Source organism: Streptomyces sp. NPDC045899 (genome assembly GCF_056431485.1).
Genome location: NZ_JBWKKP010000004.1, coordinates 84,900 through 97,500, shown reverse-complemented (window position 1 = coordinate 97,500; position 12,601 = coordinate 84,900). Strand labels below are relative to the sequence as shown.

Sequence of the window (12,601 nt, the reverse complement as noted above, 5' to 3'; positions counted from 1 at the left end):
GAGGACATCCGCGCGGTCAGCCCGGTGCGGAGGGTGGCCGTGAGGCCAGCGGCCCGCCGACCCCGAGGTCGCGGACGTGGTCCAGGGCGAGGCGGACCGCGCCCAGCACCACCGCCCGCTCGCCCAGTGGCGAGACCAGGATCTCCGGGGCGCGCAGACAGCGCCGGACGAGCTCCCGCCGCAGCGGGGCGGTCACCGTCTCCGGCTGGCCGGCGAAGCCACCGGTCAGGACGAGGAGCTGCGGATCGAGGGTGAGCACCAGGGCCGCGGTGCCGATGCCCAGGTGCCGTGCGTAGGCGCGCACCGTGTCCACCGCGGAACGGTCCCCTGCGCGGGCGGCGGTGAACACGTCCACCGGCTCACCCGCGGTGGTGTCCGCCGCGGGGCGCCACTCCCGCACCCGGCGTCGCGCCCGCTCCCAGCCCGCGGCGGGCAGCGCGCCGATCTGTCCGGCCGCGTTGCCGAACCCACGGTGCACCGCACCGCCGATGATCAGCCCCGCCCCGGTGGTGGATCCCGCGTACAGACAGACGGCGTGCTGCGCGTGGTGTGCCGCGCCGCGCCAGCTCTCGGCCAGCGCGGCCAGATTGCCCAGGGTGTCCACCAGGACGGTGCCGGGAACCGTGCGTTCGAGGTGGGCGCGCAGATCGACGCCCGTCCAGTCCGGCAGTTCATCGCAGACGGACACCTGTCCGTCGGTGGCGACGAGTCCCGGGGTGGCCACCCCGGTGGCCCAGATGGCACCGGGCCCCAGCTCCGTGGTGGCCACGGCCCTCGCCTGCCGCGTCACCTCGTCGACGGCGGCCAGCCGGGCGGTGCGGTCCGCTGCGGCGTCGACCACGACCCGCGCGCTGTGCGCCACGGTGCCGTCGAGGTCGGCCACCATAGCGGCCACGTGGCGTTCGCCCACCTCCACACCCAGTACCCGTCCGGCGTCGGCGCGGAAGCGGTAGCGGCGGGCCGGACGGCCGACCGTCCCCGCGGTGCGCTCGGCCTCGGCCACCCAGCCCTGTTCGGTCAGTTGCCGTACGACGTCGTCGGTGGAGGCGCGGGAGAGGCCGGTGCGGCGGGAGATCTCCGTCAGGGTCAGCGGCGGTTCGCCGCGCAGTACGCGTACGACGGCACGCGCGTTCAGCTGACGGAGCCGGGACAGATCACCCCCGCGCGCTTCCTCGGCCATGTTCCCCTACCGGTCGGTATCGAGAGATCGATAGTAGTCGAGCGCGACGGCCCGCAGAGCCGCGACCGCCCGCGGAGCACGGAGCGGCCCCCGCCGACAACTAGGGAAATCCATCGGGGCTCACCCCCCGATCTTCTGGAATGCTCAACGCGATCCGTGGCCGCGCCCCGTTCCGGCGGGCGCGTTCACGGCAGGTCCACCCGACCGTCCGCCAGGGAGACCGTCCGCCAGGCGAAGAGAGTGGCAACCACGTGCAGACAGCTTCCGGCCGCGGCCCGAGCCGCGCCCTCGAGCGACGACTCCCCCTGCTGCGCCTGATGATGCGGGTCCGGCTGTACGAGGCGAAGGCCGCGGCACTGCGGGACCGGGGGCTGGCCCCCGCGCTCGAACCCCTCCCCCACTGCGGGGAGTCGGTGGTGGTGGGGGTCATCGCGGCGATGCGCGACGAGGACAGGGTGACCTCGGTGTCCTCCGGCCACGCCGCGCTGATCGCCAAGAACACACGCCCGGACCGGCTGTGGGCCGGAGTCCTGGGCCGCCCGGCGGGCTGCGCGCGGGGACACGGGCTGCTGGCCCACTTCTTCGACACCAGCCACGGCCTGGTGGGCGCCAACGGACTCGCCGAACAGGCGCTGGTGACGGCGGTCGGCACCGCCTGGGCCGACCAGGAGGCGGACCGCGACCACATCACCGTGGTCCTGTGCGACACCCATCTCTCCCCCGGCTGGTACGAGGCGACCCTGATGGCCCAGGAGATGCGGCTGCCGGTCCTCTTCGTCCGGCAGCACCGGCCCGGCGGTGCGGGCGCGCCGGACACCTCCGGACCGGCGTCGTACGGCGGGCTGCGGGCGATGCGGGACGGGCCGGTGGACGCGGGCGACGTCCTGGAGGTGCACCGGGCGGCCGAGAGCGCGGTGCGGCGGGTGCGCGGTGGCGAGGGGCCCGGGCTGCTGGAAGTCCGCCTCCCGTCCGCGGACCGCTCGTCGGACGGCGGGCCGGCCGTGAGCGGCGATCACGCACCGGCCGCCGATGACCCTCTCGTCCAGGATCCGATCGCCGGACTGGCCCGGCAGTTGATCGGCGAAGGAGTGCTGACCCGCTCCGACGTCGAACGGCTGCGGGGCGAGGAGGCGGCCACCGTGGACGGCTGGCTGGGCGGGAACGACGCCGGGTCCCGCCCCGGCATCCCGGTCTCCGGTTCCGCCGCCCCGTCGGGGGATGTCGGACGAGCGTGGTGAGAGCGGCCGGAGAGGTGTTCCCGCCCCCTGCGGGGGTGTGGGAGGGGCTGCGCGCCGCGATGGCCGACGACCCCTCCGTCGTGGCCGTCCGCCCGGCGGCCCTCTCGCCGGGTGCCACCGGGGACCCGGAGCTGCGGGCCCTGGCCGAGGTGGTCGGGGCGCGGCGGGTCCGGGTCCTGCCGGGCCCGGCCGGGACGGTGGCCGCGGTGTGCGCCGCCGCCGCGGCGGCCGGGCTGCGCCCGGTGCTGGACCTCACCGGCCACGAATCCACCGCGGTCCTGGGGCCGCTGGCCCACACCGCGGCGGTGAGCGCCGCCTCCGCCGCCGCGCCGCCGGTGGTGTTCGTGGTGGACGACTGGGGCGGACCGCCCGGGTCGCAGCCGCTGCACTCACTGCTCGCCCCGATGACCGGACTCACCACGGTCCTGCCCTCGGACGGTCATGACGCGGCGGGGCTGACGCTCGCTGCCGTGCGGTCCCCGGGGCCGGTGGTGGTGGCGCGGAGCGCGGCCGCGGACCACGTGCCGTCACGGGCGGGCCCCGCGGCGGAGATTCCGCTGGGGGTCGCCGCGGTACGGCGCGCGGGGACGGACGTGTCCGTGGTGGCGGTCGGTCCGCTCGTCCCGGTGGCGCTGCGGGCGGCGGCCCGTCTGGCCGAGGAGGGCGTCTCGGTGGAGGTGGTCGATCCGCGCACCGTGGTGCCGCTCGACCTGGACACCGTGCTGGGTTCGGCCGTCCGTACCGGCCGTCTGGTGGTGTGCGACGACGCCCCCGCACCGGGCTCGGTGGCCGGTGAGATCGTCGCCGCCGCCACCGTGGTGCACTCCGCGCTGAAGGCGCCACCGCTGCGGCTCACCCGCGGGGAGCCCCTGGGGGACGACGGCGAGGGGAACGACGCGGTGACGGAGGGGGACGTCCGGGCGGCCATCCGGCTGACGCTGCACGCCGGTTGAGGGCCTTTCACCTCCCGGGCAGGCACTCCCCACCACCGTGACGCCCCCGCCGAATCACAAAAACTCACGGTGAATAGGTGCCGCGAGCCAGGGCAATCAGGGCGTGTCCGACGGTGCCACTCACAACGGCCGGGAGAGCGCGCCCCAGCCGTCACTGGTGTCCAGTTCCACTGGGGTGCATCATTATTCCCCCCGCTTCCGTCGCAGCCGTGCGTTTCCTCGGCCCGACCGTACGGAGGAGCGCCGCCCGGAGCGCCGGGAGCGAGCACCGAAGTTGCCCTCGTACAGGAGAGGTTCCTATGACCGCACGAGCACGACGTGGCCGGATCGCGGTGGCCGCGGCGGCCGGGATAGCCGGGGTGATGTGCACCGCGGGGGCTCCGGCCGCCATGGCCGGTGAGTCCTCCGGTTCCGCCGGCCGGCACTGCCTGGCGGGCGCGGACGACGGCCGGTTGCGGTGCTTCGCCACCTTCGCCGAGGTGATGGAGCACGCCACGGGGGGCCGCGTCACCGACGCGCCCGCCGATCCGGCGGCCGCCGTACGCTCCGCGGCCTTCCAGAAGAAGGTGAACGCCGACGGGGAGGAGCTGCCCGAGGCGGCCACCAACCGGGTCGTCCAGCCCAGTGATGTCGTCATCGGGACGTTCTTCACGCAGAAGCGCTACGGAGGTGCCTCGCTCACCCTCTGGGGCGCCCGTCCGTGCGGGGACCACGACAAGGAGGTCTTCTACTGGAACCTCGACGACAAGTGGAAGAACAAGATCTCCTCCGTACAGCCCTGGGCCAACTGCCAAATCCAGCTCCACCCGCAACCCGATCTCGCCGGTGGGGTCGAGGGACCGTACACGGAGAACACCATCGACGTGGGCGCCTCGGCCGACAACCGGGCCCAGTCGGTCAGCTTCAGGTAGCCGGATGTCCGCGGACCCCGGCCGGGGTCCGCGGGATCGCCCCGGCGCTCCCGGATAGGAGATCAACGCACGATGTTCCGCAACCGTGCCCGCGCCGCCGGATTCCTGGCGGCGGCGGCCGTGGTGGGCAGCCTGACCGGTATGCCGACCGCGCAGGCCGATGAACGGCCGTCCGACCAGGAACTCCTGGAGAAGTGCGGCAACGGCACCAGGACCTGTGTCTTCCACCCCGGCGGACAGCCGGACGAGTTCACCGGGAAACGGCACCAGGTGGGTGACTTCGCCTACAACTGCACCAGCCGCAAACAGCGGTCGAGCCTGGCCTGGTCCGACACCACCGGGGAGAGCAACAGCGTCGGGCTCTCCATGAGCGCGACGTTCGGCGTCATCTTCAAGACGACGGTGACCACGTCCTTCGAACACGCCTGGATGAGCTCGCACACCGAGACCCAGACCACCAACGTGGACGTCCGCCCCGGTGAGGTGGGCTGGATCACCCGCGCGCCCAGGATGCAATCGGTCGAGGGCACCTACGAGCTGGTCTTCAAGAAGCGGTACAAGGGCCACTACTACTGGTACGTGCCGTTCACGGCCACCGGCCCCACGGGGGTCAGCAACAAGTCGCAGCTCACCCGACCCATGACGGCCAAGGAGAAGGCCAGGTACTGCGACGGGTGACGCGGGCGGACCGCCCGGACGGGCGAAGGCCAGCGCGGCGGCCCCGAGGCCGCACCGATCGACTCCGCACCCATGAAGGAGAACACCAACCATGTTCCGCAACCGGGCCCGCGGGGCCGGTTTCCTGGCGGTGGCAGCCGCCGTGGGCAGCCTGACGGCCATGCCCACCGCGCGGGCCGATGACCGGCCGAGCGACAAGGAACTGCTCGACCAGTGCAACAACGGCACGAGGTCCTGTGTGTTCCACCCCGGCGGCCGGCCCGACATCTTCCCCGGGGACAGACAGCATGTGGGCGACTTCGCCTACAACTGCACCAAGGACCCCCAGCTGTCCAGCATCACTTGGACGGACACCACGGGGTCGAGCAACTCCGTCGGGGTCGCCATCCGTGCGGAGTACAAGTTCGCGGAGGTCTTCACGGGCAGTGTGGAGACTTCCTTCAAGCACACCTGGACCAGTGAGCACTCCGAGACGGCGACCACGATGGTGGACGTCCCGCCCGGTGAGGTCGGCTGGGTCACCCGTGAACCTCAGATGCAGCGGGTGAAGGGGACCTACGAGCTGGTCTTCAAGAAGCGGTACAGGGGCCACTACTACTGGTACGTCCCCTTCGAGGCCACCGGCCCCGTAGCGGACATGCCAAGCTCCAGGACGCAGCACACCCGCAGGATGACGGCGCGGGAAAAGGCCGAGAACTGCGGGTAGCACCCTGAAATGAAGAGGGTTCCGAAATGACGATGGTCCTGCCCGTCACCGGATGACGGGCAGGACCTCGTATGTGCTCAGACCATTTCGGGCTGCGGTTCCGGTTGCAGCGCCGGCGCGGTCTTCGGTTCCCATTGTCTGGTGGTCCGTATATAGCCGTGGATCACGGACAGCATCGCCAGAATGAGAAGCGGCCCGAACACCCACGGATGCTTGGCCATCTCCATCGGCAGATAGCGATAGGACACCAGGAGCCCGGCGAAAACCGCCGTACCGTGGACGACCAGCTGGATTGCCGACCGGTCCCAGCCGCGGTCGAACGCACGCAGCCCCGCCTCGATCGTGAGGGTGAACACCACTCCCGCGACAAGATCGACACCGTAGTGGTACCCGAATCCCAGCGTCGCGGTGAGCGTCGCGATCAGCCAGAACGTCCCCGCGATGCGCAGCACCCGCGGGCCCTTGCGGGAATGGATGAAAATCGCGGTGGCCCATGCCGTGTGCAGGCTGGGCATGCAGTTACGAGGGGTGATCCCGTCGTAGATCATCGAGTGCGGGACATTCACCGGCGGCGGTGTGTTCGGCCACAGATTGAGCAGCGCCCACTCCGGGCCGCCGGTGCCGGAGGCGCCCGGACCGTAGGCGAAGACCGGTCCGACCACCGGGAAGATCATGTAGATGGCCGGCCCCAGGAGACCGATCACCAGGAACGTGCGCACCAGATGGTGGACCGGGAAGCGGCGCTCGGTCGCCACACGGCGCAGCTGGTACATCGCGACGGCCACCGCGGCCACCGCGAGCTGGGCGTAGATGACGTCGAGCACATGATGACCGACCGGACCCGAGGCCCTGACGATCCGGCCCATCACCCACGACGGGTTGCCCAGCGCGTGATCGGCTGTCGCCACGTACTGATCGAGCACCATGGGACGGGTCTTCGCGGTGATGAACAGCCAGATGTCGCCGATCTTGCGGCCGGCCACCAGCGCCAGGCCCAGCCCGACGCCCTTGAGCAGCAGGGCGCGTTCCGCACCCGTGCGACGGGTGACGGCGATGACCGCACAGCCCAGCATCACCCACAGCGCACCGGTTCCGAAGGGGTGCCCGCCGGTCGCCGGCGCGTCGAGCACCCACCGCACCAGCAGGATGACGGCATCGATCCCGACCGCGACACCCGCACCGATGAGCCGTTGCCGCCAGGTGAGCACCACCATCATCAACGCCATCCCGCCGTACAGCAGGAAGCCCGACTTGGGCGGGAATATCACCTCTCGCACCTGGCTGACGAGCGGCCCCGTCTCACCGAGGTGGCGCGCGGTGATCTCCAGCGCGATGAGGAACCCGAGGAACACCACACTCGCCGCGGCCCACAGTATGACCCGTGGTCGGCGCCATGCGGCGAAAGTCATTCTGCCATTAATTCGCGAAAACACCCGCGATGCTCTAGATATCAATTGTTTGGCCGATTTGTTAGGGATGTCTAAATAGGTCACTCTTCGTGCCGGATAGTGCGGTTTTCCGGTGAAGGGCGTCGATGAGGGCGCTCGTCGTAGCTTCGATCATGCTATCCGAGTGATGCGGGAGTCTCGACGCCCGGCGGGCATGTGTTACCGGCCCACCGAAGCCCGGCGTGCGTATATGAGGACGCACAGCAGCACGGGCGAGTTGCCCATGTGAGCTATACCACTCACCCTTACGGGGGTTGGCGTGCGCCCCGGCATCCGTCGCCGGTGCGCACGATCACCCCGCCCCCTGCCCCCTTGACGCGGACCTGGCGAAAACGGAACCGGCGAAAAACCCCGGGACGGTCATTTCTCTTCGCGCTCCGCTGGTCCACGCTTTTCTGCGCTAGGGGAAATCCCTAGCGAACCCTTGCATCGACACCCGTCCTTTCTCTGTGGCAGGGTTGCTCTCACCCGCGACTCCGTGGGCCATGTCAGTGTGTGCATTCCCGACGTGATGTGAATCCGCTTCCCGGAAGCCTTTCATGGCATGGCACCGATACGGCACGGACACCTTCTCGGTTTCACCTGAAATGTTTTCAACGAATAGGCGGTAGTGACTCATGGCACGGAAATTCGGCATCGGAACGGCCGTGGTGATCGCGGTGGCCGCGATGGGCCTCTCCGCCTGCAGCAGTGACAGCGGTGACGACAGCAAGAAGGACGACAAGGTCGCGTCCGACAAGACATCCGCCGACGACAAGGGCAGTGGCGGCGGCGACAAGGAGGACGGGAGCGGCGGCACCGGCTCCCCCAACGGCATCGAGAAGCTGAGCGGACCGGAGATCGCACGGAAGAGCGGTGAGGCCCTCTCGTCGGTGAGGTCGATGCGTCTCAAGACCGTCGGCGCCGAGGAGCAGGGCTCGACCGACCTGATGACGGACACCTCGGGCAACTGCCTGGGCACGAGCAGCCTCAAGGGCCTCGATTTCCGCATCATCAAGAAGGGCGAGCAGGTCTGGGTGAAGCCCGGGGACGCCTACTGGACCGACCAGGAGGGAAAGCGGGTGCTCGCCAAGGAACCGCGGGCCAAGGGCAAGTACTTCCAGGGCGAGCTCAAGTCCTCCCTCACCCTGGGGCTGACGGCCGCGCTCTGCCAGGCCCAGCCGGACACGATGTCCAAGAGCCTGCTCTCCGCGAAGCAGGTGACCAAGGGGGCACCGACCACTGTCGGCGGGAAGAAGGTCGTGCCGATCACGTTCGCCATGTCCGGCGAGAAGCCGTCCACGGTTCACATCGCCACCGAGGGCAAGCCCTACCCGGTGAGCCTGACCGACAAGAACGGCCTCCAGGGCCGCCTGGAACTGTCGGGCTTCGGCGTGCACTTCACCGTGAAGCCCCCCTCGGCGGCGGAGTCGATCGATGTCTCCAAGGTCGAGGGCAGCTACTCCTCCACCGGCTGAGGCGCCGGACAGCCCACCGGAGCCCGCCCCGATGCGCGACGGCATCCGGGCGTGCGCGGGGCGCCTCGCCGGTACGGGCCGGTGAGGCGCCTTCGTGCCGCCGGGACTCCTAGGGCCTGTCCGGCGGATCATGTGACTTCTCGCGCTGCGGGCGCGTTGGCATGTCCATGGGGCGTGGAGATCTCGCGAACGAGGAATGGGCCCGGCTGAAGCCGCATCTACCCAAGTCCGGGCAGCGCGGTGGGCGTTGGGCAAGCCACCGCAGGATCATCAACGGGGTCCTGTACCGGAACCGGACTGGGGTGCCGTGGCGGGATCTGCCTGCGAGGTTCGGCAAGTGGAAGACCGTGTACGAGCGGCACAGACGCTGGTCGGCGGACGGCACGTGGGACAAGATCTATGCGGCCGTCCTGGCTGACGCGGATGCCCAGGGCCGCATCGACTGGTCCATGGTGAGCGTGGACTCCACCACCTGCCGGGCCCACCAGCACGCCGCCGGAGCACGTAAGAAGCCGCCGCGGGTGCCGGGAAAAGACGCACGCCCCGGCAGCACCGCCCCGACGAGGGACTCGGACGCTCCCGGGGCGGACTCACCTGCAAGATTCACCTTGCCGGAGAAGGCGGACGCCGCCCTCTTGCCTTGCTGATCACCCCGGGCCAGTGGGGCGACGCCCCGCAGCTCATCCCCGTCATGGAACGCATCCGCGTCGGTCGGCTGAGCGGCGGACGCCCTCGCACCCGGCCTGACCACCTCGGCGGCGACAAGGCCTACTCCTCCCGGCGTAACCGCCGCTACCTGCGCAGACGGCAGATCAAGCACACCATCCCCGAGCCGAAGAACCAGCGGGCCAACCGCCAACGTCGCGGCAGCAAGGGCGGACGACCCACCGGCTTCGACAAGACGATCTACAAGCGCAGAAACGAAGTCGAGCGCACGATCAACGCCCTCAAGACCTCCCGGGCCGTTGCCACGAGGTTCGACAAGCGTGTCTACGTCTTCCAGGGCACCGTGACCGTCGCAGCAATCCGGCTCTGGCTTCGGGGATAGGTCCATTATCCCGGTGCGGCGAGGCGCCTGTCACCGTTCTCCGGAATGATCTTTACACCCGATTTGCACCTCTACGCTTGCGGGCGGACGCAAAGCACTTACCTGACCTGGGAGTTGAGAGTGGCGCACGACGTTGCCGCACTGACAGCGGAACTCACGGACATGGCTGCGGCCGATCACCAGTTGGCAGTCCGCGCGAACAGCGACGACCCCGCCGAGCAGCTGGCCTGGCGGCGACTGACTGCCCGGCACGGTGACCGCCTGGGCGAGATCATGGACGAGTACGGCTGGCCGACGGCGGAACTGGTCGGCGAGGAGGCCGCACGCGCGGCATGGCTCATCGCTCAGCACGCCGACCGGCAGCTGGACGTTCAGCGTCGCGCGCTCCAGCTGATGCAGCAGGCGGTGTCGGCAGGCTCGGCCCGCCCGCGCGAGCTGGCCTTCCTGCGCGACCGCACGCTGGTCAATGAGGGTCGCAAGCAGGTCTACGGAACTCAGATCGCCGGCGTGAAGGACGGGGCGCCGGTCCCGTGGCCCTGCGAAGAGCCCGAGCGTATGGACGAACTCCGTGCGGAAGTCGGCATCGAGCCCTTCGACGAGTACGTCGCCCAGTTCTCCATGGCTTGACGCCCCCTTCCCGGCCGGGTCCGGTGGATCACTGCCTGGCTCGTATGTGGCAGACATTGATCCGCCGGACAGGCCCTAGTCGTTCCACAGATGGATCGCGACGAACACACCGAAGAGAACCAGTTCGGCGATGAGCCCGGCGATCAGCCCGAGGCGCAGCATCACGGCTCACCACCCTTTCTCCCGGATAGCCGTCCCGCGCTCTCACCAGCATGTCCAATCCGAACATTCCGGACATCGGTGACTGTCCCTAGTCGTCCCGGGGCCGGATCGGCCCGGGGCGGGACCGGCCCGCCTAGGGTTCCCCCATGACGAGAACCACCCCGCCACGCCCGCTCGATGTCGAGAAGCTGCACCCCGGGCTGGCCGCCCATCGCGGTACGACCACCCGGCTGCACCCACGGCCCGGCGCACCGGGGGTGGCGGACAGTTCCGTGGGCGGGCCGCTGCTGTGGCCGGTGGACGAGCCATGGCCGGTGTGCACCGAACCGCACCCCCGGGCGCACGGCAGGCGCCCGGCGGACATCCACCGCGCACGGCGGATCCTCAAGGACGCGTGGGCGCGCGACCCCGCTTCCGGACCGACGGGCGGGGAACGGGAGTTGCTGACGGAGCTCGGGCGTGAGCACCACGTCGCGGACCTCGCCGACACCGATCCGCTGCCGATGCTGGGCGTGGCACAGCTCTACCGGCGGGATGTCCCCGATCTGCGCCCGGGGCCGGAGGACCACGATCTCCTCCAGGTGTTCTGGTGCCCGTTCGACCGTCACGGCCGCACCGGGTACGGCATGTCGGTGCGGCTGGTGTGGCGCCGGTCGTGGGAGGTCACCGAGGTACTGGGCACACCGCCCCGGCCGGAGGTGGTGGGGTACGAGGGGTATGTGGCGGAGCCGTGCGTCCTGCATCCCGAGCAGGTGGTCACCTACCCGTTCGCCGGAACGCTGCCCGAGGAGCTGTGCGCCCGGATAGACGCCGCCGAGGAGGCCCTGGAGGAGGAGGCGGAGGCGGCGTACGAGGAGACCGGGGAGGAACCGGTCGACGAGCCCGGGTACCAGTACGACCTGTCCATACCGCCCGGCTGGCGCGCCGGAGGGTTCGCGTCATGGCATCTGACGGACCCCGCCCGGATGGACTGCGCGTCCTGTGCGGCACCGATGGAGCTGCTGCTGACCGTCGACAGTTCGGAGTGGGACGGCGGCAGCCGGAGCTGGATCCCGCTGGAGGAGCACGGGCTCCCCGGGGGGTCGCGCTCGGCGACGCCGACCGAGGTGACCGTGGGCCGGTGGGGTGAGCTGAACATCTTCGCCTGTCCCGGCGATCCCGGCCATCCGCACCGCTGGAGCATCCAGTAGGGACCGGGCGCCGGCGGCGGTCAGATCTCGACGGCCGGGTAGTCCTCGGTGTACGAGTCGCCGTCGGCGCCGTAGTAGACACAGCTCCGCCCGGGCAGATCCACGTCGTACCAGACCACACCGGCGCGCCAGCACCCCTGGACGAACTCGGGGAACGTGGTCTCCCCCGCCTGGTCGGCGCGGAGGGCGGCGATCAGCGCCTCGCGGTCGAAGGGGACCACTTCGGCGGTGCCGGTGAGCAGCGGCTCGCCCTGGACGACCACGTTTCCGGCATCGGCGAGGTACAGCATCGCGTTGGAGGGCACCGCCATCCGGCACCGGGACACCCCGGCCCGGCGCAGGGATTCGGCGAGGTAGGGGAAGCCGCCGACGCGGGGACGGAGGGCGGCGCCGCGCTCCAGGGCGGCGTGGAGGGTGCTGATGGCCGTGCTCATCGCTCTTCTCTCCTGTGATGTGGGGGTGGATGCGGGGCGGATACGCCCCGGCTAGAATGACAACAGCTTTACATACAGACAACGTGTTGTCAATGAGAGACTCGAGGAGGACGGCATGTCCGACGAGATGGCCCTGCTGGTCGCGGACGTCTACGAGGCCGCGGGGCTGCTGCGGAGGAGCGGCGAGGCGATCGCCGCGACCGAGGGGCAGACCCAGGCGCGCTGGCAGCTGCTCAGCGTGGCCTCCGGAGAACCGCTGACCGTGCCCCAGGCCGCCCGCCGTCTGGGGATCGCCCGCCAGGGGGTGCAGCGGGTCGCCCATGACCTGGTCCGCGAGGAGCTGGCGGCCTTCGAGGCCAATCCGGACCACAAGGGCTCACCGCTGCTGGTCCTCACCCCCGCCGGACGGCACACCCTGGAGAGGATCACGGCGCGGGCCACCGCGATCCACGAGGAGCTGGCCGGGGATATCCGGCCGGACGAGATCGGCGCGGCCCGGGAACTGCTGCGCCGTGTCATCGACCGGGTGCGCAGCCACGAGGAGGGGCGGGAGGGCAGCTGACCGGAGC

13 protein-coding genes are annotated in these 12,601 nt (G+C 70.4%); 10 read left to right on the top strand and 3 right to left on the bottom strand.

The features are described from left to right. Positions 1–16: 16 nt before the first annotated feature. The gene (locus tag AC07FT_RS07340) at positions 17–1,180 is read right to left on the bottom strand and encodes an ROK family protein (RefSeq protein ID WP_479174704.1); all 1,164 of its coding nucleotides are present in this window, start codon (positions 1,178–1,180) and stop codon (positions 17–19) included. 251 nt (positions 1,181–1,431) lie between these two features. Between AC07FT_RS07340 and AC07FT_RS07335 the strand changes: the two genes are divergently transcribed. The 5 genes from AC07FT_RS07335 to AC07FT_RS07315 all read left to right on the top strand — a co-directional run bounded on the left by AC07FT_RS07335 (position 1,432) and on the right by AC07FT_RS07315 (position 5,666). Next, positions 1,432–2,418, top strand: coding sequence for a thiamine pyrophosphate-dependent enzyme (locus AC07FT_RS07335; RefSeq protein ID WP_479174702.1), 987 nt, complete (start codon positions 1,432–1,434; stop codon positions 2,416–2,418). Further along, positions 2,412–3,371, top strand: a complete 960-nt coding sequence (locus tag AC07FT_RS07330) for a transketolase C-terminal domain-containing protein (protein ID WP_479174701.1) — start codon at positions 2,412–2,414, stop codon at positions 3,369–3,371. Before AC07FT_RS07335 ends, AC07FT_RS07330 begins: the two co-directional genes overlap by 7 nt. A 299-nt stretch (positions 3,372–3,670) precedes the next feature. Beyond that, a complete protein-coding gene (locus AC07FT_RS07325; RefSeq protein ID WP_479174699.1) occupies positions 3,671–4,282 on the top strand; it encodes a hypothetical protein in 612 nt (203 codons plus the stop codon). Positions 4,283–4,354: 72 nt separating this feature from the next. Next, positions 4,355–4,960 (top strand): hypothetical protein, encoded by a 606-nt coding sequence (locus tag AC07FT_RS07320; protein WP_479174697.1) that lies wholly within the window; start codon positions 4,355–4,357, stop codon positions 4,958–4,960. Between the two features lie 91 nt (positions 4,961–5,051). Beyond that, positions 5,052–5,666: a hypothetical protein gene (locus tag AC07FT_RS07315; protein ID WP_479174695.1), complete on the top strand. Its 615-nt coding sequence runs from the start codon at positions 5,052–5,054 to the stop codon at positions 5,664–5,666. A gap of 77 nt (positions 5,667–5,743) precedes the next feature. Here AC07FT_RS07315 and AC07FT_RS07310 read toward each other — a convergent pair whose 3' ends face one another. Continuing rightward, on the bottom strand, positions 5,744–7,075 hold the full coding sequence (locus tag AC07FT_RS07310; RefSeq protein ID WP_479175193.1) for a phosphatase PAP2 family protein: 1,332 nt from the start codon (positions 7,073–7,075) through the stop codon (positions 5,744–5,746). A 656-nt stretch (positions 7,076–7,731) separates the two neighbouring features. Here AC07FT_RS07310 and AC07FT_RS07305 point away from each other — a divergent pair. The 4 genes from AC07FT_RS07305 (at position 7,732) to AC07FT_RS07290 (ending at position 11,598) form a co-directional block, all read left to right on the top strand. Next, the gene (locus tag AC07FT_RS07305) at positions 7,732–8,571 is read left to right on the top strand and encodes a hypothetical protein (protein ID WP_479174693.1); all 840 of its coding nucleotides are present in this window, start codon (positions 7,732–7,734) and stop codon (positions 8,569–8,571) included. Between the two features lie 167 nt (positions 8,572–8,738). Continuing rightward, a protein-coding gene (locus AC07FT_RS07300; protein ID WP_479175191.1) for an IS5 family transposase occupies positions 8,739–9,619 on the top strand; the annotation gives its coding sequence in 2 pieces (ribosomal slippage) (positions 8,739–9,099 and positions 9,099–9,619; 882 coding nt in all). Between the two features lie 120 nt (positions 9,620–9,739). Further along, complete coding sequence (locus AC07FT_RS07295) at positions 9,740–10,246, top strand: DUF6624 domain-containing protein (RefSeq protein WP_402073245.1); 507 nt, start codon at positions 9,740–9,742, stop codon at positions 10,244–10,246. A gap of 308 nt (positions 10,247–10,554) precedes the next feature. Further along, positions 10,555–11,598, top strand: a complete 1,044-nt coding sequence (locus AC07FT_RS07290; protein ID WP_479174691.1) for a hypothetical protein — start codon at positions 10,555–10,557, stop codon at positions 11,596–11,598. 20 nt (positions 11,599–11,618) lie between these two features. Here AC07FT_RS07290 and AC07FT_RS07285 read toward each other — a convergent pair whose 3' ends face one another. Next, on the bottom strand, positions 11,619–12,032 hold the full coding sequence (locus AC07FT_RS07285; protein WP_479174689.1) for a DUF1398 family protein: 414 nt from the start codon (positions 12,030–12,032) through the stop codon (positions 11,619–11,621). Positions 12,033–12,147: 115 nt separating this feature from the next. On the opposite strand from AC07FT_RS07285, the gene AC07FT_RS07280 reads away from it, so the two are divergent. Beyond that, positions 12,148–12,594 (top strand): MarR family winged helix-turn-helix transcriptional regulator, encoded by a 447-nt coding sequence (locus AC07FT_RS07280; protein WP_479174687.1) that lies wholly within the window; start codon positions 12,148–12,150, stop codon positions 12,592–12,594. Positions 12,595–12,601: the final 7 nt, after the last annotated feature.